This is a genomic window from Sphingobium limneticum (genome assembly GCF_008710165.1).
Taxonomy (GTDB): Bacteria; Pseudomonadota; Alphaproteobacteria; order Sphingomonadales; family Sphingomonadaceae; genus Sphingobium; species Sphingobium limneticum.
The window spans coordinates 69188-94131 of sequence record NZ_VYQA01000013.1 but is presented as its reverse complement, the minus strand read 5'-3'; the positions used below and the strand labels follow the sequence as shown (position 1 = coordinate 94131).

At 63.5% G+C, this 24944-nt stretch carries 26 protein-coding genes; 13 read left to right on the top strand and 13 right to left on the bottom strand.

Annotated features, from left to right (window positions below; genetic code table 11):
- Positions 1 to 10: 10 nt before the first annotated feature.
- A complete protein-coding gene (gene parE / locus F4U95_RS16915; RefSeq protein WP_150426509.1) occupies positions 11 to 1987 on the bottom strand; it encodes a DNA topoisomerase IV subunit B in 1977 nt (658 codons plus the stop codon).
- A 160-nt stretch (positions 1988 to 2147) separates the two neighbouring features.
- Here parE and F4U95_RS16910 point away from each other — a divergent pair, with 160 nt between their 5' ends.
- Positions 2148 to 2987, top strand: a complete 840-nt coding sequence (locus tag F4U95_RS16910; RefSeq protein WP_120249941.1) for an outer membrane protein — start codon at positions 2148 to 2150, stop codon at positions 2985 to 2987.
- A gap of 57 nt (positions 2988 to 3044) precedes the next feature.
- Here the strand turns inward: F4U95_RS16910 and F4U95_RS16905 are convergent, their stop codons facing one another.
- Positions 3045 to 3752, bottom strand: a complete 708-nt coding sequence (locus F4U95_RS16905; RefSeq protein ID WP_150426508.1) for a GcrA family cell cycle regulator — start codon at positions 3750 to 3752, stop codon at positions 3045 to 3047.
- Between the two features lie 117 nt (positions 3753 to 3869).
- Between F4U95_RS16905 and F4U95_RS16900 the strand changes: the two genes are divergently transcribed.
- A complete protein-coding gene (locus tag F4U95_RS16900) occupies positions 3870 to 4730 on the top strand; it encodes an ABC transporter permease (RefSeq protein ID WP_150426507.1) in 861 nt (286 codons plus the stop codon).
- A 10-nt stretch (positions 4731 to 4740) separates the two neighbouring features.
- Here F4U95_RS16900 and F4U95_RS25605 read toward each other — a convergent pair whose 3' ends face one another.
- Positions 4741 to 4851, bottom strand: a complete 111-nt coding sequence (locus tag F4U95_RS25605) for an FXYD domain-containing ion transport regulator (RefSeq protein WP_484588292.1) — start codon at positions 4849 to 4851, stop codon at positions 4741 to 4743.
- Positions 4852 to 4961: 110 nt separating this feature from the next.
- Between F4U95_RS25605 and wecB the strand changes: the two genes are divergently transcribed.
- From wecB to F4U95_RS16875, 5 genes are all read left to right on the top strand, one after another.
- Entirely contained in the window at positions 4962 to 6086 is a 1125-nt protein-coding gene (gene wecB / locus F4U95_RS16895; protein ID WP_150426506.1) for a non-hydrolyzing UDP-N-acetylglucosamine 2-epimerase, read from the top strand.
- A gap of 149 nt (positions 6087 to 6235) precedes the next feature.
- Complete coding sequence (locus tag F4U95_RS16890; protein WP_425505077.1) at positions 6236 to 6487, top strand: hypothetical protein; 252 nt, start codon at positions 6236 to 6238, stop codon at positions 6485 to 6487.
- 99 nt (positions 6488 to 6586) lie between these two features.
- A complete protein-coding gene (wecC, locus tag F4U95_RS16885) occupies positions 6587 to 7882 on the top strand; it encodes a UDP-N-acetyl-D-mannosamine dehydrogenase (RefSeq protein WP_120249945.1) in 1296 nt (431 codons plus the stop codon).
- 114 nt (positions 7883 to 7996) lie between these two features.
- Positions 7997 to 8704, top strand: coding sequence for a polysaccharide biosynthesis/export family protein (locus F4U95_RS16880; protein WP_150426505.1), 708 nt, complete (start codon positions 7997 to 7999; stop codon positions 8702 to 8704).
- Positions 8701 to 10830, top strand: a complete 2130-nt coding sequence (locus F4U95_RS16875; protein WP_150426504.1) for a GumC family protein — start codon at positions 8701 to 8703, stop codon at positions 10828 to 10830. Before F4U95_RS16880 ends, F4U95_RS16875 begins: the two co-directional genes overlap by 4 nt.
- Positions 10831 to 10915: 85 nt before the next feature.
- Here the strand turns inward: F4U95_RS16875 and purQ are convergent, their stop codons facing one another.
- Positions 10916 to 11590, bottom strand: coding sequence for a phosphoribosylformylglycinamidine synthase subunit PurQ (gene purQ, locus F4U95_RS16870; protein WP_120249948.1), 675 nt, complete (start codon positions 11588 to 11590; stop codon positions 10916 to 10918).
- A 3-nt stretch (positions 11591 to 11593) separates the two neighbouring features.
- On the bottom strand, positions 11594 to 11827 hold the full coding sequence (purS, locus tag F4U95_RS16865; protein WP_056694119.1) for a phosphoribosylformylglycinamidine synthase subunit PurS: 234 nt from the start codon (positions 11825 to 11827) through the stop codon (positions 11594 to 11596).
- Positions 11828 to 11989: 162 nt separating this feature from the next.
- Here purS and F4U95_RS24825 point away from each other — a divergent pair, with 162 nt between their 5' ends.
- On the top strand, positions 11990 to 12139 hold the full coding sequence (locus F4U95_RS24825) for a hypothetical protein (RefSeq protein ID WP_170267502.1): 150 nt from the start codon (positions 11990 to 11992) through the stop codon (positions 12137 to 12139).
- Between the two features lie 622 nt (positions 12140 to 12761).
- Complete coding sequence (locus tag F4U95_RS16860) at positions 12762 to 13514, top strand: sulfite exporter TauE/SafE family protein (protein ID WP_150426551.1); 753 nt, start codon at positions 12762 to 12764, stop codon at positions 13512 to 13514.
- 141 nt (positions 13515 to 13655) lie between these two features.
- Here the strand turns inward: F4U95_RS16860 and purC are convergent, their stop codons facing one another.
- The 8 genes from purC to F4U95_RS24820 form a co-directional block, all read right to left on the bottom strand.
- Positions 13656 to 14438 carry a phosphoribosylaminoimidazolesuccinocarboxamide synthase gene (gene purC, locus F4U95_RS16855; RefSeq protein WP_120249950.1) on the bottom strand — a complete coding sequence of 261 codons (783 nt, stop codon included), beginning with the start codon at positions 14436 to 14438 and terminating at the stop codon, positions 13656 to 13658.
- A gap of 290 nt (positions 14439 to 14728) precedes the next feature.
- Positions 14729 to 16006, bottom strand: a complete 1278-nt coding sequence (locus tag F4U95_RS16850) for an aminotransferase class V-fold PLP-dependent enzyme (protein WP_150426503.1) — start codon at positions 16004 to 16006, stop codon at positions 14729 to 14731.
- A 75-nt stretch (positions 16007 to 16081) separates the two neighbouring features.
- Positions 16082 to 16216, bottom strand: coding sequence for a hypothetical protein (locus tag F4U95_RS25405; protein WP_269462528.1), 135 nt, complete (start codon positions 16214 to 16216; stop codon positions 16082 to 16084).
- Positions 16217 to 16247: 31 nt separating this feature from the next.
- Positions 16248 to 16655 (bottom strand): SRPBCC family protein, encoded by a 408-nt coding sequence (locus F4U95_RS16845; protein ID WP_150426502.1) that lies wholly within the window; start codon positions 16653 to 16655, stop codon positions 16248 to 16250.
- Positions 16652 to 18058: an alpha,alpha-trehalose-phosphate synthase (UDP-forming) gene (otsA, locus tag F4U95_RS16840; protein ID WP_150426501.1), complete on the bottom strand. Its 1407-nt coding sequence runs from the start codon at positions 18056 to 18058 to the stop codon at positions 16652 to 16654. The genes F4U95_RS16845 and otsA overlap by 4 nt, the downstream gene beginning before the upstream one ends.
- The gene (locus F4U95_RS16835) at positions 18055 to 19860 is read right to left on the bottom strand and encodes a glycoside hydrolase family 15 protein (RefSeq protein ID WP_281347240.1); all 1806 of its coding nucleotides are present in this window, start codon (positions 19858 to 19860) and stop codon (positions 18055 to 18057) included. Before F4U95_RS16835 ends, otsA begins: the two co-directional genes overlap by 4 nt.
- A gap of 69 nt (positions 19861 to 19929) precedes the next feature.
- Positions 19930 to 20685, bottom strand: coding sequence for a trehalose-phosphatase (otsB, locus tag F4U95_RS16830; RefSeq protein WP_211364006.1), 756 nt, complete (start codon positions 20683 to 20685; stop codon positions 19930 to 19932).
- A 63-nt stretch (positions 20686 to 20748) separates the two neighbouring features.
- Positions 20749 to 20919, bottom strand: a complete 171-nt coding sequence (locus F4U95_RS24820; protein WP_170267501.1) for a hypothetical protein — start codon at positions 20917 to 20919, stop codon at positions 20749 to 20751.
- A gap of 131 nt (positions 20920 to 21050) precedes the next feature.
- On the opposite strand from F4U95_RS24820, the gene F4U95_RS16825 reads away from it, so the two are divergent.
- Genes F4U95_RS16825 through parC form a run of 4 tightly spaced genes read left to right on the top strand, consistent with a single transcriptional unit; the run spans position 21051 to position 24897 of the window.
- Positions 21051 to 21971 carry a LysR substrate-binding domain-containing protein gene (locus F4U95_RS16825; RefSeq protein ID WP_211364005.1) on the top strand — a complete coding sequence of 307 codons (921 nt, stop codon included), beginning with the start codon at positions 21051 to 21053 and terminating at the stop codon, positions 21969 to 21971.
- 46 nt (positions 21972 to 22017) lie between these two features.
- Positions 22018 to 22260, top strand: coding sequence for a type II toxin-antitoxin system CcdA family antitoxin (locus F4U95_RS16820; RefSeq protein ID WP_120249955.1), 243 nt, complete (start codon positions 22018 to 22020; stop codon positions 22258 to 22260).
- Positions 22260 to 22556 (top strand): CcdB family protein, encoded by a 297-nt coding sequence (locus F4U95_RS16815; protein WP_150426500.1) that lies wholly within the window; start codon positions 22260 to 22262, stop codon positions 22554 to 22556. The genes F4U95_RS16820 and F4U95_RS16815 overlap by 1 nt, the downstream gene beginning before the upstream one ends.
- Before the next feature lie 52 nt (positions 22557 to 22608).
- Complete coding sequence (gene parC / locus F4U95_RS16810) at positions 22609 to 24897, top strand: DNA topoisomerase IV subunit A (protein ID WP_150426499.1); 2289 nt, start codon at positions 22609 to 22611, stop codon at positions 24895 to 24897.
- Positions 24898 to 24944: the final 47 nt, after the last annotated feature.

Below are 24944 nucleotides of genomic sequence, written 5' to 3'. Positions count from 1 at the left end.
GTATGGATCGTCATGCGTCGATCGCTTCCTCGTCCACTGCCGCCGCATTTTCCTGGATGAAGGCGAAGCGATGCGCCGGATTGGTTCCCATCAACCGGTCCACCAGATCGCGGACCTGCTGCCGATCCTCGATATCGTCGGGCAGGGTGATGCGGATCAGCATGCGCGTCTTGGGGTCCATGGTCGTTTCGCGCAACTGCATCGGGTTCATTTCGCCCAGGCCCTTGAAGCGGCTGATATCGACCTTCTTGCCCTTGAACTCCTTGCGCAGCAGCTCTTCGCGATGGGCGTCGTCCTTGGCGTAAAGGCTCTTGCCGCCCGCCACCAGGCGATAGAGCGGCGGCTGGGCGAGATAGAGATGCCCGCGCCGCACCAATTCCGGCATTTCCTGGAAGAAGAAGGTCATCAGCAGCGTGGCGATATGCGCCCCGTCGACATCGGCGTCGGTCATGATGACGATACGCTCGTAGCGCAGATGATCCGGGTTGCAATCCTTGCGCGTGCCGCAGCCCAGCGCCAGGATCATGTCGGCAATTTCCTGATTTGCCAATATCTTCGCGTTGTTTGCTGAGGCGACGTTGAGGATCTTGCCACGCAGCGGCAGGATCGCCTGGGTCTTGCGATCGCGCGCCTGCTTGGCCGAACCGCCGGCGGAATCGCCTTCGACCAGAAAAATTTCAGCACCTTCCGGGTCGTCGTTCGAACAATCCGTCAGCTTGCCAGGCAGGCGCAGCTTGCGGCTGTTGGTCGCGGTCTTGCGCTTGACCTCCTTCTCCTGCTTGCGCTTCAGGCGCTCGTCCATCCGGTCCAGCACATAGGCGAGCAGCGCCTTGCCCCGGTCCATATGGTCGGTCAGATAATGGTCGAAATGATCGCGTACCGCATTTTCGACAAGGCGCGCGGCGTCCGGGCTGGTCAGGCGATCCTTGGTCTGGCTCTGAAATTGCGGATCGCGGATGAAGACGGACAGCATGATCTCCGACGACGTCATGATGTCGTCGGCGGTGATATCCTTGCCCTTTTTCTGCCCGACAAGGTCGGCAAAGGCGCGGATACCCTTCACCAGCGCCGCGCGCAGGCCCGCTTCATGCGTACCGCCATCGGGCGTCGGAATGGTGTTGCAATACCAGCTATAGCTGCCGTCTGACCAGAGCGGCCAGGCGACAGCCCATTCGACGCGCCCGGCTTCGCTCGGAAAATCCTGATTGCCGGAGAAGAAGACGCTGGTCGCGCAATCGCGATCGCCCACCTGTTCCTTCAGATGGTCGGCCAACCCGCCGGGAAATTGGAAGACGGCTTCGGCGGGCGTATCGTCGCTGATCAGTTCCGGCGCGCATTTCCAGCGTATCTCGACGCCCGCGAACAAATAGGCCTTCGACCGGGCCAGTCGATGCAGCCGCGCAGGCTTGAATTTCTGTTCCCCGAAAATTTCTGTATCGGGCACGAAGCTGACCAGCGTACCGCGCCGGTTGGGCGCCGCGCCGACCTTCTCCAGCGTCGTGACGGGAAGTCCCTGCGAGAATTTCTGCCGGAACAATTCCTTGTTCCGCGCCACTTCGACGACAGTGTCGGTCGACAGCGCGTTGACCACCGAAATGCCGACGCCATGCAGGCCGCCCGAGGTGGCATATGCCTTTCCTTCGAACTTGCCGCCCGAATGGAGCGTGGTCAGGATAACCTCCAGCGCTGACTTTCCGGGAAATTTGGGATGGGGATCGACCGGAATACCGCGGCCATTGTCGGTGATGGTCAGCTTGTTGCCGGCCTCCAGCGTCACCTCGATCCGGGTCGCATGGCCCGCCACCGCTTCGTCCATGCTGTTATCCAGCACTTCGCTGGCCAGATGATGCAGAGCGCGCTCGTCGGTGCCGCCAATATACATGCCGGGGCGGCGCCGGACCGGCTCCAATCCTTCCAGCACCTCGATGGTCGAGGCGTCATATTGCGTCGTGGCGGGGGTGTTGGCAGCGAACAGGTCTTCGGACATGTTTCAAGCTATAAGCGGACGGGCGGCGGGTGCAAGCGTTGCACAAGAGCCACAGCCGCAATCATATGTAACAAAGTGCGCTGCAACAAAGTGGAGGTCCGGGTCGTTACTGCCGGGAATGTGGAGCGTATCTCTCCACATCTGGTGAGGAGACATACACTTGAAATTGACCCTGATCGCGCCGCTTGGCGCCACCCTTGCGCTCGCCCTGGCGATGCCGGCCGCCGCGCAGGACAGCGCGCCCGTCGATTGGACCGGTCCCTATATCGGCGGTTCGTTCGGCTATAATTGGCAAAAGAAGGATGGCGGCGAACATATGCGTTTCGACGCTGACGCCGATGGCGATTATGACGATGTCATCCGCACCTCAACCGGCGCCAATGCCTTCTCGCCCGGCACTTGCGGTGGGGCGGCCCGTGGATCGACCCCGGCCAGCGGTTGTAAGGGCGACAAGAATGCGATCGGCTGGATGGGCCATGTCGGCTATGATCGCCAGTTCGGCAACATCGTTGCGGGCGTCGTGGCCGAAGCAGGCCAAGCCTATATCGACGACAAGGTGACCGAATATTCGACCACGCCGGCTTTCTACACCATGCGTCGCAGCATCGACTATAATGCCAATCTGCGCGCACGGCTCGGCTACACCACCAGCGGCGGCATCATGCCCTATATCACTGGCGGTCTGGCCTATGCGAAGGTGAAGAATAATTTCAGCACCAGCAACGGCGCCAACAGCTTTACCGAGGTCGATCGGAAGGAAGATGGCTGGGGCTACACCATGGGCGGCGGCATAGAAGCCAAGGTGTCGAACAATTTCTCGATCGGCGCTCGCTATCTGTGGACCCGCTATAATGTCGGCGACTATCGCGTCGATGTGGGTGCGGGCACCGCGCCGGCCACCAATCCCTTCCGCCTCACGCCGTCGGGCGGCGCCAGCATCAATCGCGGCGACAAGTTCGATACGCAAAGCGTGATGGTCACCACCAGCTTCCGCTTCTAACAAAAAAGGCCCGGTTTCCAGAAGGAAACTGGGCCTTTTTTTATCTGTTCGAAGCTGTCAACGCACGCGCGGGCCACCGAAGGGCAGCGGCGGGGGCGGGCGGCGCGTGCCGCGCGGCAGTTGGGCCTGATAGGCGCGGCCGCAATGCTCCACGCAATAGGGGAAGCCGGGGTTCACCGTTTCACCGCAGAAATGGAAATCCGCTTCGCCCGGATGACCCATCGGCCATTTGCAAATCCGCTCGGTCAGGTCGAGCAGGCTGGTCTTGTCGGCAATCTCGGCGCTCGGCTTGGCCGGCACCAGGCGGCGCGGCGGCGCGGGCGGGATCGGCGCCTGCTGATCGCCCGGACCCTGGCGCAGGAAGCCGCCGGGACCGACCGAAATGATACGCGGCTGGGGTGCAGGCGTCGGCGCGTCGTCGCCAGCAGCTGCGGCCGGTGCGGGCGCCGGAGCGGCAGGTGCGGCCGGCGCAGCGGCAGCGGGTGCGCGAACAGGTGCGGCCGGCGCGGGCGCCACCGGTGCGGCGGCGCGGGGCGCCTCCACTTCCGGCGTCGGTGCGGGCTTGCGCGGGGCAGGGGCGGCCGCCTTCTTGGGCGTCTCATTCGCCTTCACGGGCGAAGGGCGGGACTGCAGGCCCAGGCGGTGCGCCTTGCCGATCACCGCATTACGGCTGACCCCGCCCAGTTCGTCGGCGATCTGGCTGGCGGTCAGTCCGCGCTCCCACATCCCCTTGAGCTGGTCGATACGCTCGTCGGTCCAGGACAATGAAAAACTCCTCACAAATCTCGTCTGGCTTCCTATATGGGAAGCGAGCGCCGCAGGTTCAAATCCTTGGACCTTTCCCCTTGCAGCACAACGGACCAGCCGATAGTCGATCCGACCATGAACGACCAGCCCAAAATTCATGCCGCCCCTGCGGTTCAGCCCCCCTTTGCCGAACCGGGCGTGCCGCAGATCCGCAATATCAACTGGGCCGGCACCTGGGCGCTCTATGCCAAGGAAGTGCGCCGCTTCATGAAGGTGCAGCTTCAGACGGTCTGGGCGCCGGCCATCACGACGCTGATGTTCCTCATCATCTTCATCGTTGCGCTGGGCGGCAGCGGGCGGACGGTGACGTTGCGTGGGGAGGCGGTGCCTTTCGCCGACTTCATCGCGCCCGGCCTCATCATCATGGGCATGATCAACGCCTGTTTCGCCAATGCCAGCTTCGCGCTGATGGTGGGCAAGGTGCAGGGGACGCTAGTCGATTATCTGATGCCGCCTATCGCCGTGGGCGAATTGCTGTTCGCGCTGGTCGCCTCGTCAGTGACCCGAGCAGTGTTCGTCGGCTTCGCACTATGGGGCGCCATGGCGCTATGGCCAGGCGTTCATGTGACGCCGGCGCATCTGTGGGCGGTGCTGTGGTTCGGCCTGCTCGGCACCAGCTTCATCGCCTTTCTTGGCGTACTGACGTCGATCTGGGCGGAGAAATTCGATCATGGCGCGGCAATCACCAATTTCGTGATCAGCCCGCTCGCCCTGCTGTCGGGTACCTTCTATTCGATCGACCGCCTGCCGCCGCTGTTTCAGGCGATCAGCCACGCCAACCCCTTTTTCTACATCATCTCCGGCTTCCGCTATGGCTTCGTCGCGGCGGCGGACGTGAACGTGCTGGCGGCCAGCAGCGTGCTGCTCGGCCTCAACCTGGTGCTGGGTGGTCTGTGCTACACGCTGTTGCGGCGCGGGTGGAAGATCAAGGCCTGATCTGCGGTCGTCAGATGAAGGCGGCGAACAGCGGGACGATGATCCCCATCAGAAATAATATCGCCGCCGCGATCAGCCAGTGATGCAGGCGGGGGCGGGCTTTGATGATATTGTCGTTCATGCGGCCTTCCTTCCGTCAACGCACCGTCACTTTATCCTGCCACATCGTTTAAGGGCTGGTCACCAATTTCTGTCACAGGCGGGATGAAGGGTTCAGGCAAAGGAACGCATGTGAAGGTAGCGCTGGTATTCGGGACACGGCCCGAAGCGATCAAGATGTTCCCGGTCGTCCATGCGCTGCGGGCGCAGCCGGGCATCGAGACGCGGGTCATCGTGACGGCGCAGCATCGCGGCCTGCTGGATCAGGTGCTGGCGATCGCCGGCATCGTGCCGGACATCGACCTGGACGTGATGGTGCCGAACCAGACGCTGGACGGGCTGACGGCGAAGCTGATCGTCGAACTGGGCAAGGCGTTCGATGCCGAAAAGCCCGACCGCATCGTCGTCCATGGCGATACTCTGACCACCATGGTCGCCAGCCTCGCCGCTTATTATCGCAAAATCCCCGTCGCCCATGTCGAGGCCGGTTTGCGCAGCGGTGACATTCACCATCCCTGGCCGGAAGAAGTGAACCGCCGCGTCGTCGCCTGCATCGCCGACATGAATTTCGCTCCCACGCAGGCAGCTGCCGATGCGCTGCTCAAGGAAAGCCGTGATGCCGCGAGCATCCATATCACCGGCAATACGGTGATCGACGCGCTGCTCGCCACTCGCGACCGGGTGCTGGCGGAGCCGACGTTGGCCAGTGGCCTTGATGATCTGGCGGCGCGCTTCGCGGGCAAGCGGATCGTCGCTGTCACCAGCCACAGGCGCGAGAATTTCGGCGGCGGCATGGAAGCGATCGCCCGGTCCATCGCCGATATCGCCGCACGTCCCGACGTTGCGGTAATCTTCCCCGTCCATCCCAATCCCAATGTTCGTCCGGTGATGGACGCGGTGCTGGGCGACCTGCCCAATGTCGCGATGATAGAGCCGCTCGACTATCCCCATTTCGTGCGTCTGCTCGATCTGTGTCATCTGGTGCTGACCGACAGCGGCGGCGTGCAGGAGGAGGCGCCCTCGCTCGGCAAGCCGGTGCTGGTCATGCGCGAAACGACCGAGCGGCCCGAAGGCGTGGAGGCCGGAACCGCCAAGCTGGTCGGCACCGATCGCGCGCTCATCGTCCGTGAAGTGTTGGGCTTGCTGGACGATGAGGACGCCTATCAGGCGATGGCGCGCGCGCATAACCCGTTCGGCGATGGGAAAGCGGCAGCGCGAATCGCGGCGGTCATCGGGGCGGAGCTAGGCGGGGAATAAAAGCCGCGACGGTCCGGCGGCCATCTGCTACGGGGTGGCATCGCCGCGAAATCTGCCCGCAAGCATTCGCTCCGACCGAGAGACATATTCGCGCTCCCGCTTGCCAAGCAAGGAGCTTGTCTCATGACCATTTCGATCGCCTCCATTTCATGCAGCCTGTCCGCATGAGCCGCGCCATCAACCTCAATGCGTCGCAGGCCGATGTGACGGCGCTGTGCACGAAACATGCGATTGCCATTTCCACCATCGAAACGCTGACGTCGGGCGGTACGCGCGTGGTTCTGCTCAATCCCGATGGCGCGGAACGCATCCGCACCCTGATGAAGACCAAGATCATCACCACCCCCGTCGTGCGTTCGCCCATGCACATGGCGCGCCAGCCTTCGCCGCGTTACCGCTAAGGCCGGACAAGCGACCGGTTTCGCCCAGCGTTACCGAAATCTTCAGCATTATCGGGCAGAAATGCGGGCAAATTCACCGTTACAAGGATTGCCCGCCTTATGCCCGTTGATGCCAAGCAGAAGGTTTCCGTCATTGGCCTGGGCTATATCGGCCTGCCGACCGCCGCCCTGATCGCCCGTGGCGGCGCGCAGGTGGTGGGCGTGGACGTCAGCGCCCATGTGGTGGAAACGGTCAATTCGGGCCGCGTCCATATCGAGGAAGTCGATCTGGACGGCCTGGTGCAGGGCGTGGTCGCGCGCGGCAATCTGCGCGCCAGCCTTGAGGTCGAGGAAAGCGATGTGTTCATCATCGCCGTCCCGACCCCCGTGTCGGAAGATCGCGCGCCCGACATCAGCTATGTGTTGAAAGCCGCCCGCACCATCGCCCCGGTGCTGAAAGCCGGCGATACCGTCATCCTGGAATCCACCTCGCCGGTCGGCACGACCGAAGCGATGCGGGACGTGATCGGCACGATCCGCCCGGACCTCAAAATGCCCGGCACCGGCGTCGCTGGCGATATCGCCATCGCCTATTGCCCCGAACGGGTTCTGCCCGGTCGCATTCTGGTCGAACTGATCGACAATGATCGCTGCATCGGCGGCATCACGCCCCGCTGCGCGCGCAAGGCGCTGGGTTTCTACCGCCAGTTCGTGCGCGGTGCCTGCATCACGACGACTGCCCGCGCGGCCGAAATGGTCAAGCTGGTCGAAAACAGCTTCCGTGACGTCAACATCGCCTTCGCCAACGAATTGTCGGTGATCGCCGAAAATATGGACATCGACGTGTGGGAGGTGATCCGCCTCGCCAATCGACATCCGCGCGTCAACATCCTGTCGCCCGGTCCCGGCGTCGGCGGCCATTGCATCGCGGTCGATCCCTGGTTCATCGTCCATGGCGATCCGGAAAATGCCCGCATCATCCGCACTGCGCGCGAAGTGAATGACGGCAAGACCGATTATGTCGTGGCCAAGGCGTCCGACCTGATCGACGAATTTGGCGATCAGGACATCGCCTGCCTCGGCCTCGCCTTCAAAGCCAATATCGATGATTTCCGCGAAAGTCCGGCGGTGAAGGTCGCCGCGCGTCTGGCCCGCCGCTATGGCCGCCGCATCAAGCTGGTCGAACCCTATGCGCGCGATCTGCCGATGGAATTTGCCGGAACCGGCGCCGAACTGATCGATCTCGATACGGCTCTGGAACAATGTGGCGTCTTCGTCATTCTTGTGGATCATGACATGTTCAAATCTGTCCCCGTCGACGAACGCGCCGGCAAGGCTGTCTATGACACCAGGGGAATCTGGCCCGATCAACCGCGCCGCGTGGCACAGCCAGCGCCCGGTCGCCTCGCGCTCTGACGCGCCCTCTGGTGCAGGGGCGGGGTGTTCGAACCATCCCGTCTTCGGTTGCCATCCCCGCGCTGCCCCGTTAACCCCCGGCCTCGACTGGGTCTTGACGGGGCAAAAGCCGGGATGAAGCGCAAAAACAGCATCAATCGATCGATCAGCGCGCTTGCCGCCCTTGGGCTGCTGGGCGCCTGCTCGACCGTCGAGGATGCGCCGCGGGGCGAAGCCGCCTATGCCGCCATCCCACCTGCTCCGGCCATCGGCATGGATTATCGTATCGCGCCCGACGATGTGCTGCGCATCCAGGTCTATCATGAGCCCGACCTGTCGTTGGAAGATGCGCAGGTAACGGCTACCGGCATGGTTCGCATGCCGCTGGTGGGCGACATATCGGTTGCCGGCCTGACATCGGGCGAAGCGGCGGACGTCGTCGCCGGGCGCCTTGGCCAACGCTATCTCGTATCGCCGCAGGTCACGCTGTTCGTGAAGAAGGCAGTCGGTCGCCGCGTCACGCTGGACGGCGAAGTGCGCGAACCGGGCCTTTATCCTGTCGAAGGGCGGCTGACCCTGTTGCAGGCTGTCGCACTCGCCAAGGGGCCGACACGGCTCGCCGGCCTCAATCAGGTGGTGGTCGTGCGTCAATTGGATGGCCAGCGGCAGGCCGCCCTGTTCGACCTTGCCGCCATTCGCAAGGGCAAGGCGCCCGATCCCGAAATCCTGCCGGGCGACCGGGTCATCGTCGGCCTGTCGCGCGCCAAGGCGATATTGGGCGGCGCATTGCTGGCCGTGCCGGCGCTCGCCACCGGCTTCATCGCGCTGGACGGAGGACGATGATGGCGCCCCTTACGCTTCCTGCCGATGATGGCACGGGCCTGAACGCCCGCTTGTCCGCCGCGATCCGATATGGCTGGCTGGTGCTGCGGCGCCATCGCATCATCCTGTTCGTCACTTTGGCGCTCAGCCTGCTGGCCGGTGCGATCGTTATCCTGACGTCGACACCAGATTATCGCGCCACCGCATCGGTCGAGGTGGAGGATGTGCCGGCAGGTGCCGCAGGCGCTCCGGCAGCGCAGCGCGCCGGTGCCGCCAACGACACCGAGAGCCTGATGCAGACGGAATTGGAAGTGCTGCGCAGCCGTGCCCTGGCCGAAGAGGTTTCGCGATCGCTGGCGCTGGTCGGCACGCCGACCTTCTTCAAGGGCATGGATCGCGAACGCCCGACGCAGGGTGTTGGCACCCTGTCGCAGCGCCAGGTGGAGCAGGACATGGTCGTGCGCCTGCTGCGCGAAAATCTGGAGGTGCAGCTGCCCGGCAAGTCGCGGGTGTTGCGGATCAGCTTCGTCAGCGCCGACCCGGTCCTGTCCGCGCGCATCGCCAACAGCTATGCCGACAGCCTGATCCGTGCCGACCTCAAGCGCGGTTTCGAATCCGGCGTGCAGGCGCGGCGTTTCCTGCTTGGCGAACTGGATGGTGCGCGCAACGACCTGTCGCGGGCGGAGCGGGATCTGGCCGTCTATGCGGCTCGAAACGGCGCCGCTCTGCCTTCCGAAGAAAAGGAAGGCGAGAACGACAAGCGCGCCAAGGCACCCGCAAAGCCGGCATTGCCCGACGGATCGGTTGCGACGCGGCTTGCACAACTCAACGGTTATCGTGCGCAGGCCGTGGCCGATCGGATCGCTGCGCAGAAGCGCTGGGAAAGCGCGCGTCAATCCAGCGCGGACACCTTGCCCGAAGTGCTGGGCAATGGCGCCATGCAGCAGATTATCGCGGAACGGGCACAGGCCCGCGCCGTGATTGCCGAGGAGCGGCAGTTCCGCAAGGACGCGCATCCCGAAATGCGCGAAGCCCGCGCGCGATTGGTGGCGCTGGACGAGCAGGCCGACAGCATGGCCAACAGCATCCGAGCGTCGCTGCGTGAGCAATATAATGTGGCCAAACGCGGCGAGGATCAGATCGCCAAGGAAATCGCCCAGTTGGAGCAGTTGGCGCAGGCGGAGCAGGGCCGCGACGTTCAGGTCGGCATCATGGAACGGTCGGTCGATACCTATCGCATGCTGCATGATAGCCTGTTGCAGCGCTATCGCGACATGGCATCGCAGGCGGGTTTCCAGGCCGGGCGTATCCAGCCGCTCGATCGCGCAGCGGTGCCGACCAAGCCTTTCTCCCCGCGCATCGGCCGCATCCTGCTGCTCGCATCGCTGGGCGGCATGGCGCTGGGCCTGTTGCTGGTGGCGGCGCGTCATATGTTCGACGATGCCGTGACATCCGCCGACACGCTGGCCGAACGGGTCGGCTTGCCGCTGTTGGGCGCCGTACCGGTGACGGGCGATAACCCGCAACCGCCGGAGATCTTCACGCCCATTGCATCGTCGCTGTTGCTGGCGTCGGCCGATGGCCTGCCGCGCTCCATCCTCGTCACCAGCGCGCAGGAGGGGGAAGGCAAGTCGCTGACCCTGCATGCCCTGGCGCTGGCGCTGGCGGGGCTGGGCAAATCGGTGCTGGTCATCGATGGCGACATGCGGCGCCCGGCCCAGCATCGCCTGTTCCGCCTGTCGCCCGCGCGCGGCATCAGCGAAGTGCTGACGGGGCAGGCGCTTGCGCAGGACGTGATCGTGCCCACCGGCGTGACCGGCGTGGCGCTGCTGCCCTGCGGCACATTGCCGCCCAACCCCTCCGAACTTCTGTCCACCCCGGCGCTCGACGGGCTGCTGGCGTCGGTCCGTGACGGCTATGATACGGTATTGATCGACGCGCCGCCGCTGCTTGGCACAGGCGAAGCGCTGTTGCTGGCGGCCAAGGCGCAGAGCAGCCTGCTGGTGGTCGAATGGGGCCGCAACCATCATGGCGGCCTGCGCGCAGCGGTGGAGCGTCTGCGGCGCAGCGGCGGTGCGATCATCGGCGCCATATTGACCAAGCAGCAGGGTCGCGCGGTCGACTATGATTATCATCGTGGCGGCTGATAGGCTGCCACGGCCGCTGTAGGACATAAAAAAGAGCGCCTTCCCGAAGGAGGCGCTCTTTTTTGTCTCGATCAGAAAGGGCCGGTCAGGCGCGTGCCAGCAGTCCTTCGACGATTCCCTTGAAAAGGCGCTGGCCGTCGGTCTTGCCATGGGCCGCCTCGATCACGCGTTCGGGATGGGGCATCATGCCCAGCACATTGCCCGCATCGTTCAGGATGCCGGCGATGTTGCGGGCCGATCCGTTGACGCTTTCCGCATAGCGCAGCGCCACGCGGCCTTCGCCTTCCAGCCGGTCGAGCGTCGCGTCGTCGGCGAAATAATTGCCGTCATGATGCGCCACCGGATAGGTGATCGCTTCGCCCGCATCATAAAGGCTGGTGAAGGCGCTCTGGGCGTTCTCGACCGTCAGGGCGACGTCGCGGCAGACGAAATGGCCGCCGGCATTGCGCAACAGCGCGCCGGGCAGCAGGCCGCTTTCGGTCAGCACCTGAAAACCGTTGCAGATACCCAGGACGAAGGCGCCACGGTCGGCGGCCTTGGCCACGGCCTGCATCACCGGCGAGCGCGCAGCCATCGCGCCGGAACGCAGATAGTCGCCATAGGAAAAGCCGCCGGGCACGCCGATCAGGTCGATGTCGTCGGGCAGGTCGGTGTCGCGGTGCCAGATCATCTCCGGCTTGCTTCCGGTCGCAGCCTCGAACGCCACCGCCAGGTCGCGGTCGCAATTGCTGCCCGGAAAGACGATGACGGCGCTCTTCATGGCTCAGGCCACCTTTTCGATGCGATAATTTTCGATCACCGTGTTGGCGAGCAGCTTGCGGCACATGGCGTCGATATCCTCGTCGCTGGTGCCATCGGCCAGGTCCAGTTCGATCAGCTTGCCGGCGCGCACGTCATTGACGCCGTCAAAGCCCAGGCCGCTCAGCGCATGCTGGATCGCACGACCCTGCGGATCGAGGACACCGCCCTTGAGGGTGACGAAGATGCGGGCTTTCATGAGAGGCGGACTCCTTGGAATCGACTGGCGCCGGGCGATCGCGCACGGCCAAACTTTGCCGCACCCCCTAGTCGCGGCGACGCGCGGAGGCAAGCCATTATGACTTTCTTAGCCACCATGTCGCTATGATGACGGGCAGGTTCGAAAAAGGAAACAGGCAGGATGTCCGGGCTGGCACTGGCGATGTTTGTCGGGCTGTTCGCCTGGGGAGAGCAGGCGGTGGGCTATCATGACCCGGACGGGAAAGTCCGGCTGGCCCTGCTCGCATCCTTCGCCTTCGGCCTGCTGATCGGATATCGCGCGCAGCGGTGAGGCGGCCGGCGTTCTGCATGCATGGCTGAGTCGCTGCTTCAAGGTCATTGCAGGGTCACGGTCGCAAGGCGCGGCAAAGTTCACACCGTCACTGGGACCGGAAAACTGCCCGAAAAAAAGACGAACTGCGCCGCCCATGCCACAGGGCCGCACCTGCGGCGCGGCTGGCACGCGTCAGTGACGCGCCACATAGGTCACAACAGCGCGACGAACATGCGACGGGTGGGTCACGGCGACAGGGTACATTTTCGCCGGGATGGCATGGCGTGGGGTGGTGCGGGACGGTCATCCGACAGGATAGATCAGATAAAATCCTACATTGGTAGCGGCGTGTCGCGTGTGCGGCGCGATGGCGGATGTCGATCAATCTGGACGGCCCTTCTCCCCTAGGGGAGAAGGATATGCAGCCTTGGCGACGAAGGAGCCTAGGCGAAGTTGGATGAGGGCGACTGGCACAAGACTGGCATATTAGCGTGAGGTTTTCCCCCTCACCCAGCTTCGACTAGGCAGCAGGCTGCCAAGTCTGCGCAGCCCTCTCCCTCAAGGGAGAGGGGTAAAAAACTGCGGGGAACCACCCAATTCCCCCATTCCCACTCGCCTGCCCATCCCCTAGATGAGCGGGATGAACCCGGACCTGCTCTATTTTACCTGCGCGATCGTCGCCGTCGTCATATCCGGCCTGGCCAAGGGTGGCTTTGCCGGGGCGGGCGCGTTGGCGATGCCGATCATGGCGCTGGGGGTCGATCCGGTGCGCGGGGCGGCGATCATGCTGCCGATCCTGATCCTGCAGGATGTGGTCAGCGTCTGGGCGTTCCGCAAAAGCTGGGACGCGCATATCCTGAGGGTCATGCTGCCCGGTATGGCCGTCGGCGTGGGGCTGGGCTATCTTTTCGCGGCGCAGGTGTCCGAAAGCACGGTGCTGGGCGCGCTCGGCGCCATTTCGATGCTGTTCGGGCTGCAACGGCTCTGGGTCGAGCGGGGCGGGGCGATCGTGCTGCCGTCCAGTTCGCCCGACTGGATGGGCTTCCTCTTCGGCATCGGCAGCGGCTTTACCAGCCAGATCGCCCATGCCGGGTCGCCGCCCTTTCAGATGTGGGTGCTGCCAAAGCGCCTGCCGCGCGACATGCTGGTCGGGACCACGGCCGTGGCGTTCGCAGCGATGAACTGGATGAAGGTGCCGGCCTATGCCGCGCTGGGGCAGTTCACCACGCGCAACCTGATGGCGACGGCGATGCTGGCGCCGGTGGCGATCGGCGCGACCTTTGCCGGCGTGGCGCTGGTCCGCCGGGTGGACGCGGCGCGCTTCTACACGCTCATCTATGTGCTGATGGTGCTGCTCGGCCTCAAGCTGATCGTCGATGCGCTGATGGCTTAGGTCATAATCAACCCACGTCCGTTCGCTTCGAGCTTGGTCGAGAAGCGGATAGCGCGCTTTGCATGTTTCTCGACTTCGCTCGAAACGAACGGAGGTCGTTAGATATAAAAAAGGCCGGCGCTGTGGCCGGCCTTTTTATTTTCAGTCCTTTTCGCGCTTCTTGCGATGCGTGTCGAGGTCGAGAACGGTGGTGTCCAGCCCTTCGGGCAGCAGGCCAAGACGGCGCGCAACTTCCTGATAAGCCTCAACTTCGCCGCCCAGATCGCGGCGGAAGCGATCCTTGTCCAGCTTTTCGTTGGTCGCCATGTCCCACAGGCGGCACCCATCGGGGCTGATTTCGTCGGCCAGGATGACGCGGCTGTAATCGCCGTCATACAGACGACCGAATTCCAGCTTGAAATCGACCAGGCGGATGCCGATGCCGGCGAACAGCCCGCACATGAAATCGTTGATGCGGATCGCCATGTCGGCGATGTCGTGCATCTCTTCCTGCGTGGCCCAGCCGAAGCAGGCGATATGCTCTTCGGAGATCAGCGGGTCGCCCAGCGCATCGTCCTTGTAGCAATATTCGATCAGCGTGCGGGGCAGTTGCGTGCCTTCCTCGATGCCCAGCTTCTTGCTGAGCGATCCGGCGGCGACGTTGCGCACCACGACTTCGATCGGCACGATTTCGACCTGGCGGACCAGCTGTTCGCGCATGTTGAGGCGGCGGATGAAGTGGGTCGGCACGCCGATCTGACCGAGCAGGGTGAAGATATGCTCGGAAATCCGGTTGTTCAGCACGCCCTTGCCGGAAATCGTACCCTTTTTCTGGGCATTGAAGGCGGTGGCGTCATCCTTGAAATATTGGATGATCGTGCCGGGCTCGGGGCCTTCATAAAGGATCTTTGCCTTGCCTTCGTAGATCTGGCGGCGACGGGCCATGCGCGTTCCTGTCTTATCTTAGAAAACATTACGCCCCGGCAAACGCGAATCGGAGAGGATCAGCGGGTGCCGGGGCTGCTTGGCCGGCCCATAGAGCAAAGTAGGCGGGGGTGCAATTGTGCCCTGCTCCCTGTCCCCAGAGGAGGAGAGGGATGCGAAGGCTTCACAGCGTGCTGCCTTGGCCGAAGCTGTGAAAGAGGGATGGCGCAGCCTGGCCCGCTCTTCCAGTTTCGCTTAACTCGCTGCGCTCGTAAGGCTCCATATCCCTCTCCCCCAAGGGGAGAAGGGGCTCAGGCGATGCCCTTTATCTTCCGAAATTCGTCGTACAGGCCCAGAAAGCGGTCGATATCGGCCTTGCTGAGGAAATAGGGGGTCGCAAGCCGCAATTTGCTGGGGTTGCCGCCGCGAATGCGCACCTTGTGGTGGGTCCACAGCCAGTCCTGCAATTCCATCCGCTGCACCGGGGGCACATTGACCGTGGCGATCGCGCCGCGCAGCGCCGGGTCGGGCGAGGTCCAGTCTTCAGCCCCACGCTTCATCATCTCGGCATGGATATAATCGCACAGCATCCGGCCGCGTGCCTCGATCCGATCCATGCCGATGTTGTTGGCCAGATCGACCGCGGCATTGAGGCCCATCAGCGTCGGGATGCAGGAGGATCCGATCTGCATGTAGCGGTCGGCCATCCGTGTCGGATCGTCGTAGCCGCCGGTTGCGATCGTGTTCCACACCCGGTCCATGATCGATTTGTCGCGCAGATAGAGGAAGCCGGTGCCCTTCGTCGCGAACAGCCATTTATGCATGGATCCGGTGTAAAGGTCGCAGCCTATGTCGTTGAGATCAACCTTGATCATGCCCGGCGCATGGGCGCCGTCGAACGCCGATACGATGCCCTTCGACCGGGCCAGCGCCGCAATCTCCTTGGCCGGCAGGACGACCCCGGTCGATGTGCTGATATGGCTGACGAAGATGATCCGCGTCCGGGGCGTGATCGCGTCGTTGATCCGGTTCAATATTTCCGCGGCATCTTTGGGCGGCTTTGGCATGGCGAACTTTTTTACGACCACGCCATAGCGGCGTGACCGCAGCATCCATGGCATTTCGCCCGACCCATGTTCCTCGTCGCTGATCAGTACCTCGTCGCCGGCCTTCATGTCGCAGCCGTTGGCGACATAGCTGTTCGCCTCTGTACAATTGCGCAGGATCGCCATCTGCTCGACCCGTGCGCCCATGAAATCGGCGAAGGGCCTGCGATACTGGTCCCATGATCCATAGCCCCAGATCGGATAATCCTCCGATCCGGGTTGCGTCATCTGTTCGGTCTGCGCGAAACCATCGAAAATCGCCTTCAGCACGGGGCGCGGCGATGATCCGACCGTGCCGACATTCAGGTTGACGACGTCGGACGGGATCAGGAACTGCGCCCGCAGCGCCTTCCAATAGGCGTCCTCATCCCGGCCATGCAGGTCGGCGGCTGGTAGCGGCACGGCCTTGAGCGCCTGCGCGCCTACCGGATGGGAGATGGACGCGGCGACGGCGGAACCGAGGAAATTGCGACGATCGAACATGGGCGCCTTTCCGGGCCAGAACGGCCTCTCCAAACTCTGCCCGATGTTCAACGATGCTCGGTCGGAAATCCGCCCCTACAGCACGTCCCCGAACATGAACCAGATCATCGCGCACCAGCCGATCAGGCCAATGACGCCCAATATGACGCCGGATTGGGCGCGGATGGCGGGCAAGAGGCCGCGCGGTTCGTCTTCATCGTCGCTATGCATGGCGGCTGCCTAAACGGAGCGGCGGCAACACTCAACCGACGCCTTCATCTTCCAGCAGCGCCTTGAGCCGGTGGAGGTCGGCGATCACCGCCTGCGCGTCCGCCTCGAACGCGGCATCGTCCATGGCCGGCTGGCGCAGCAGGGTGAAGATCACTTCCGTGCCCGTGCCATGGGCGATCATCCGCAGCGGAATATAGATATCCTCTTGCCCCGCGATACGCACATGATGGTCGAGTATGCCGAAATCATTGGGCGGCGTGAACAGCACCACCGCCTGTCCCTGCGGCGTATCCGCCACCCAATGGTCGCCGTCATGATGGAGGGCCGTGGACATACCGGCCGCCCAGCGCGGGAAATTGTCCGGCTGCCGGGCGAAGGCATAGGCGCGCGCGAAGGGCGCGGCGATGCTGACGCTCAGATGCCGGACCTGCTGGCTCATTCGGTCACTTCCTCGACCTCCGCCGCTTCGCCCTCACGCCCGACCGCCATCAGCCGGCCGGTGAAACATTGGCGCCACCAGCTGATATCCTGCTGCTCCACGCTGTCCATCATCGCGCGCCAGCGCCGCTTGCGCTCGTCCAGCGGCATGGCCAGCGCGCGCAGGATCGCGTCGGACATTTCCTCCGGGCTGTAGGGATTGATGAGCAACGCATCCTTGAGCTGCATCGCCGCGCCGGCGAAGCGGGACAGGATCAGCACGCCGGGGTCTTCGGGATCCTGCGCCGCGACATATTCCTTGGCTACCAGGTTCATGCCGTCGCGCAACGGCGTCACCAGTCCGATCTTCGCGCCGCGATAGATGCCGGCCAGCTTGTCGCGCGGATAGCCCTGATTGACGTAGCGGATCGGGGTCCAGTCCACATCGCTATATTCGCCGTTCAGCCGTCCTGCGAGCGAATCCAGCGTGGCGCGGATCTGCTGATAGCTCTCCACTTCGCCCCGTGACGGCGGCGCGATCTGGGTCAGCACGACCTTGCGATGATGTTCGGGATGATCCTTCAGGAAGCGGGTATAGCCGTTGAACCGTTCTTCCAGACCCTTGCTATAATCCAGGCGGTCGACGCCGACGATCATGGTGCGGTTCTGCAACGACGCGCGCACCAATGTGCTCATTTCGTTGGCCGCGTCGCTGGTCGCGGCCTGCGCGAATTCCTGCGCGTTGATGCCGATGGGGCAGGCGACCGCCTGAATGGTGCGATCGCCCACGGTGACGAAATCGCCGTCCACCTTGCCGCCCATTTCCCGCTCCACATAATGGCGGAAGGATTCCAGCCATTCCTCGGTATGGAAGCCGACGACGTCATAGGCGAAGAGGGTGCTGACCAGCTTGCTATGATGGGGCAGCGATACCAGCAGCCGCGTGGGCGGCCAGGGGATGTGAAGGAAGAAGCCCATGCGGTTCTTCAACCCCTTGTCGCGCAGCATCTGGCCCAGCGGGATCATGTGATAATCATGGACCCAGATGACGTCTTCCGGCTCGATCAGCGGGCTCGCCGTCTCCGCAAAACGCTTGTTGACGCGATTATAGCCGCCCTCGAAATCGCGGGCATATTCTGCCAGGTCGATGCGGAAATGGAAGAGCGGCCACAGCGTCTTGTTGGCATAGCCATTATAATATTCGTCGACATCCTGTTCTTCCAGGTCGATCGTCGCCGTCTTGACGCCTTCATCTTCGGCAAAGCCGATATGGCCGGTGAAATTGTCGGTCACTTCGCCCGACCAGCCCACCCAGATGCCCCGGCTTTCGCGCAGGGCCTGAGACAAAGCGACGGCCAGGCCGCCCTGGTTGCCGGTCTTGCTGGGTCGACTGACCCGGTTGGATATGACGATCAGACGGCTCAACGCATGGCGCTCCACGGTTTGCTCAGCAAGACGGCGCAGTTGATGATGCCGACCAATGAGTAGGTCTGGGGATAGTTCCCCCATAATTCCCCACTGACGGGGTCGATATCTTCGGACAGCAGCCCGGCCGCGGTGCGGCGGGACAGCATTTCCTCGAACAATTCGCGCGCTTCCTCACGCCGGCCGCTGCGATGCAGCGCCTCGACCAACCAGAAGGTGCAGACGTTGAACGCCGTCACCGGCTCGCCGAAATCGTCCGGCGCGCTGTAGCGGAGCATGTCGTTGCCCCGGCGCAGATCCGCCTCCAGCGCGGCCAGCGTGCCGATGAATTTCGGATCCTCGGCGGTCAGGAAGCGCAGGTCCAGCAATTGGAGGAGCGAGGCGTCGCGCGCGTCATCCTCGAAATTGGCGGAGATCGCCTGGCTATCCTCCCGCCAGGATGCTTCCAGGATACGCGTCTTCATCGTTTCGGCGCGGTTTTCCCAATGGGCGGCGCGCAGCGGCAGGTCGAGCGCGACGGCGGCATGGGCCAGGCGATCGCACGCCGCCCAGCACATCACCGCGCTATAGCTGTGGACATGGGCGCGGGTGCGCAATTCCCACAGGCCTGCGTCAGGCTGATCATAGACCGCCCAGGCGCGTTCGCCGACCGCCTCCAGCGCCTCGAAATCGGCATGGCCAGCCATGCGCAGCAGCCGCTGGTCGATGAAGCCTTGCACGGAAGACAGCACGATCTGACCGTAGGCGTCATGCTGTATCTGTTCATAGGCCGCGTTGCCCACGCGCACCGGGCCCATGCCGCGATAGCCGGGCAGGCTTTCCGCCTCCCACTCGGTCAGGGTCGCATTGCCGCGCACGTCGTAGAGCGGCTGGATATGCCCGCCCTTGGCACCGTCCACGATATTGCGGAGGTAGACGAGATAGGATTCCAGCACGTCCAGCGCGCCCAGCCGATTGAGCGCCTCGACGGTATAATAAGCGTCGCGCACCCAGCAGTAGCGATAATCCCAGTTGCGGCCACTGTCGGCATGTTCGGGGATGGAGGTGGTGAGCGCAGCGACGATCGCGCCGGTTTCCTCATGCTGGCACAGTTTGAGCGTGATGGCGGACCGGATGACGGCTTCCTGCCATTCGGCGGGAATGGCCAGGCTTCGGACCCACAGCTGCCATTCGTGGATCGTGTCGTCCAGCATCCGCTCGATCGCGGGGCGCAACGCATCGGAAAAGCCTTCGTCCGGTCCCATGAAGAAATGGGCGTCCTGCTCCAGCCGGAACCAGCTTTCCTGGCTGATCAGGCCGATCGGCGCATTGGTGGACACGCGCATCGCCATGTAGGACAGGACGACGCGAATATGGTTGGAACCATAGCTGATCGGCACCTTCTCGCCATTCCAGCTGGTCGTGGGGCGGAATTTGACGCGGATGCGGGGGGAGCCTGCCACCGGCCGCACGATGCGGATGAAGGCGACCGGCCGGTACATGCGGCCCTTGTGCCGGTGGCGGGGGCAGAAATCCAGAATCTCGATCGCATTGCCCTGCGCATCGCTCTGGCGCGTGACCAGGATGGGGGTGTTGCGGATATAATGTTGTTCGACCGCGACGCAATTTTCCAGCTCTATGGCCCAGAAGCCGCGCGATTGCGGATCGTCCCATGGCTTGTCGTCCAGCAGGGCGGAAAAGACCGGGTCGCCGTCCACACGCGGGACGCAGGCCCAGACCATGCGGCCCATGCGGTCGATCAGCGCGGACGCCTGGCAATTGCCGACGGGCCAGAGGTCGAGCGTGCGCTCTGATCCGGCCAGGATGGATTCGCTTGCTGCTTGGATCGGTCTGCCCCCAATTTGTTGGTCACAAAAAAGGGCTCCGGAAATCTATCCGGCCGCCCCCTCCATCAGATAATGCCTGACGGCGGCAACCTGTTCCAAAGAGAATGACGCCAATGTCGGGCGCGGCGTGCCGACCAATATGCCGGCGCCGCCCAAATGCGCCGCTGCGGCAAAGCCTTCTTCATCGGTGACGTCGTCGCCGATGAAGACGGGGATGCCGCCGGCCATCGGCGCTTCCTGCATCAAAGCGGTGAGCGCGCTGCCCTTATCCGCGCCGCCGGGACGCAATTCGTAAAGCATCTTTCCATGTTGCAGCGCCAGTCCATGATCGCGCGCCAGCAGGTCGGCGAGCGCGCCCGCCGCTTCGCCCCAGATCGGCGCGCCACGGAAATGCAGGCCCACGCTGATCGATTTGCGTTCGACCAGCAGGCCCGGCTTGTCGGCGACGAAATCGTTGAAAGCGGCCTCCACCGCGTCGATCGCGGGCAGGCGGGGCGGGGCCTTCACGTCTTCACCGGGATGCGCGAATTCCAGCCCATGGGTGCCGGACATCAGGAAATCGCCAAAGCCCAGGTCACGCAACGTCGCGATCGACCGGCCGCTGACGATCGCCAGCCGCCCGTCCAGCCGGTCGCGTAACCGCACGAGCATGGACAGCAGATCATCGTCGACATGGACGGCATCGGGCGTGTCGGCCAGCGGCACCAACGTCCCGTCGAAATCGAGGAACAGCGCCGCGCCGTCCAGCAGCGCAGTGGGAGGAGCGGGAAGGGCGATGGAGGTAAGAAGGGTATCGGTCACGCCTTTAAGAGTGGCGTGTCCGGGCGAAACCGCAACCCCTCTTCTCGCAATCGCAGCAAATTCCTAATATCGGCAGGTGCGGTCGCTGGTGCGGCTCTCGCTCCAGGGTGATGTCCATTGTACGCGATGCAGTGCCCGGAAGGCCTGCATGATAGCGGCGATCAGTTGATCGATGCCACGGTTGGCATGTTCGCGACCGTCATTCCACAGCCGGTCGTCATATTCGTCACGCATGATGCCGTCCTTTCCGAAACGGGGGCGGACGTTGAACATCATGTCCGCGCTCTGGCTTTTGCCGGATCGGGTCCGGGTTCGCCAACAAAAGGCTGGACGCTCCAGATAAGCTCAGCTTATTGAATGACCCCATGTCCACCCTGCCGCCCCTGTCCGCCATTCGTGTATTCGAAGCCGCCGCGCGGCTGGAAAATTTCACCGTCGCCGCGCAGGAACTGGGCATGACCCAGGCGGCGGTCAGCTATCAGGTGAAGCTATTGGAGGAGCGGCTGGGCATCAGCCTGTTCCAGCGCGTCGGGCGCAAGGTGATATTGACCGAAAAGGGGCGGGAGATCGCGCCGATCCTGACCCGCGCCTTTGACCAGATGCGCGCCGGCTTTGCCGCCCTGACGCAGGATCATTCGGCGGTGCTGACGATCAGTTGCACCAACAGCTTTGCCCATCTGTGGCTGGCGCCCCGGATCGGCGCGTTTCAGATGCGCCATCCCCATCTGGCCGTGCGCATCCAGGCGAATGACACGATCGTCGATCTGGCCCGCGACGGCGTGGACCTCGCCATTCGCGGCGGCAAGGGGGAATGGCCGGGGCTGGAGGCGAAGCTGCTGACGCACAGCCGGCTTGTGCCCATGTGCAGCCCCGGCTGGCTCGCGCGCCATAGCCCCATCGCGGACGCCGGCGCCTTGCTCGCTTTGCCGCGTCTGTCGCCGGAGGATAGCTGGTGGCATGACTGGCTGACGGCGATGGGCGTGGAGGCGAGCGATCAGGACGGGCCGCCCGCCATCGCGCTCGACAGTCAGGTGATGGAGGGGCGGGCGGCCATGGCGGGGCAGGGTATCGCCATCCTGACCCATCTCTTCTGGCGCGCGGAGGTGGAAGCGGGCCTGCTGGTCGAAGCCGTGCCATCCTATGTGCGCGACAAGGCCAGCTACTGGATCGTCTACCCGCCCCACGCTCGCAATACGCCCAAGGTAAAGGCCTTTCGCGACTGGATCAGCGCGGAATTCGCTGCCGAGATCGCCGCCGATCCGGATGGACGCTACTTGCCGCGTTGATGCGTCATGCGTATATTCATGCGCATATCTGATGCGGGAGTCGATTATGACCAAGCACGAACATATTGCCACGCGCAAGGCGACGAACCTGTCGCTGGACGTCGATCTTGTGGCCGATGCCAAGGCATTGGGCATCAACCTGTCGCGTGCCTGCGAAGAGGCGCTGCGCAAGGAAATCGCAGCGGAACGGGGGCGGCGCTGGCAAGAGGATAATAAGGAAGCGATCGCGGCCTGGAATGTTTGGGCGGAAAATAATGAGTTGCCGCTCGACAAATACCGGCAATTTTGATGGCGCGGTTCGGCGTATATCGTCTGCCGGATGACAGCTTGGTGCTCGACTGCCAAAGCGATTATGTCGATCATCTGGGAACCCGGCTGGTAGTCCCATTATTGCATCCAGGTACTATGCCCGCGGCTTTGCCCGCACTGCATCCTTGTTTTGACATAGATGGGGAGCGCCTGATGATGGCCACGCACTTGGCCGGCGCGGTACATTCTCGCCTGCTGAAAAATCCCGTGACCATGCTGCATCATCATCATCATGCCATCATGCGCACAATCGACACCCTTCTGACCGGCTTCTGATCCTGCGCAATTCCCGTTTCCGTTCACCTTCCGTCCTGCTAAGCCGTCCGCAATGACCGACTATCGCGAACCGTTCGACGCCATCAAGGATCACCCGTTCGATGATGCGCTCCAGCAGCGCTATCTCGTCTATGCGCTATCGACCATCACGGCGCGATCGCTGCCGGATCTGCGCGACGGGTTGAAGCCGGTGCATCGGCGCCTGCTTTGGGCGATGCGCCTGCTCAAGATGGAGCCGGGCGGCGCGAACCCGGACATATTGGTCGCCAACCCGGCGCGTAACACCACCAGTTACAAGAAATGCGCCCGCGTCGTCGGCGACGTCATCGGTAAATATCACCCGCATGGCGACGCGTCGGTCTATGACGCCATGGTGCGTCTGGCGCAGGACTTTTCGCTGCGTACGCCGCTGGTCGACGGGCAGGGCAATTTCGGCAATATCGACGGCGATAATGCTGCGGCGATGCGCTATACCGAAGCGCGCCTGACGCAGGCGGCCGCCGACCTCATGTCCGGGCTGGACGAAGGCACGGTCGATTTCCGCCCCACCTATAATGGCGAGGATGAGGAGCCGGAGGTTTTCCCCGGCCTCTTCCCCAATCTGCTCGCCAATGGCGCCACCGGCATCGCGGTCGGCATGGCGACCAGCATCCCGCCGCACAATGTCAGCGAATTGATCGACGCGGCCGGCCTGCTGATCGACAATCCCGATGCCGATCATGCCGCGCTGATGCAGATCGTGCGCGGGCCGGACTTTCCGACCGGCGGCGTGCTGGTCGATAATGCCGCGATCATATCCGAAGCCTATGCCACCGGGCGCGGCGCATTCCGCACCCGTGCGCGCTGGCACAAGGAAGAGGGCGGGCGCGGCACCTGGATCGCGGTCGTCACCCATATTCCCTATCAGGTCCAGAAATCGAAGCTGATCGAGCAGATCGCCGCGCTCATCAATGATCGCAAGCTGCCGATCCTGGCCGATGTGCGCGACGAGTCCGATACGGAAATCCGCATCGTCATCGAACCGCGCGCGCGTACCGTCGATCCGCAGATGCTGATGGACAGCCTGTTTCGGCTGACCGATCTGGAAAACCGCTTCCCGCTCAATCTCAACGTGCTCGACGCCAGCCGCACCCCGCGCGTGCTGGGCTTGAAGCCGCTGCTGATCGAATGGTTGAAGCATCAGATCGACGTGCTGGTCCGGCGGGCGCAGCACCGGCTGGAGAAGATCGCGGCGCGCCTTGACCTGCTCGAAGGCTATATCATCGCCTATCTCAACCTCGACCGGGTGATCGCCATCATCCGGACGGAGGATGAGCCCAAAGAGGTGATGATGGCCGAATTCAGCCTGAACGATCGTCAGGCCGAAGCGATATTGAACATGCGCCTCCGCTCCCTGCGCAAGCTGGAGGAGATGGAGTTGCGGCGCGAACATGCCGATCTGGTCAAGGAAAAGGACGAGCTGGAAAAGCTGGTCGAAAGCCCGACCCGGCAGCGCACGCGCCTGAAGAAGGATCTGGCCGCGTTGCGCAAACGCTATGGTCCCGAAACAGATCTGGGCCGGCGCCGCACATTGGTGGAGGAAGCCGCCCCGGCGCGCGAAATCCCGCTGGAGGCGATGATCGAGCGCGAGCCGATCACCGTCATCCTGTCCGAACGCGGCTGGATCCGTGCGATGAGCGGCCATCGCGATCTGGCCGCCGCCGATACGCTCAAGTTCAAGGAAGGCGATGGGCCGCAATATGCCTTCCACGCCTACACCACCGACAAGCTGCTGATGGCGACTGCCACCGGGCGGATTTACACGCTGGCGTCGGACAAGCTGCCGGGTGGCCGTGGCTTTGGCGATCCGGTCCGATCGCTGGTCGATATGGATAATGAAGGGGCGATCGTCGCGTTCATGCCAGCGCGGGCGGGCACGGAGCTGCTGCTGGCCTCATCCGACGGACGTGGCTTTATCGCGGCTGTGACGGACCTGATGGCCGAAACGCGTAAGGGCAAGCAGGTGGTCAATGTCCGCGCCGACGCGAAATTGAGCATCATTCGCCCGATCCCGGCCGAGGCGGACAGTGTCGCCGTGATCGGCGAGAACCGCAAACTGCTGGTCTTCGCCCTTACGGAAATGCCGAAGATGACGCGCGGGCAGGGGGTGCAGATGCAGCGCTATCGCGATGGCGGCCTGTCCGATGCGATCGCGTTCAAGCTGTCCGATGGTCTTAGCTGGACCATGGGCGGCGAGTCGGGCCGTACCCGTACGGAAAGCGACATGATGCCCTGGAAGGTCGCCCGCGGCGCGGCCGGGCGCATGCCGCCGACAGGCTTCCCGCGCGACAATCGCTTCTGATTTCAGCTTTTTATCCTTTGGTCTGATTTCCTGCGGGTCTGCGTGTA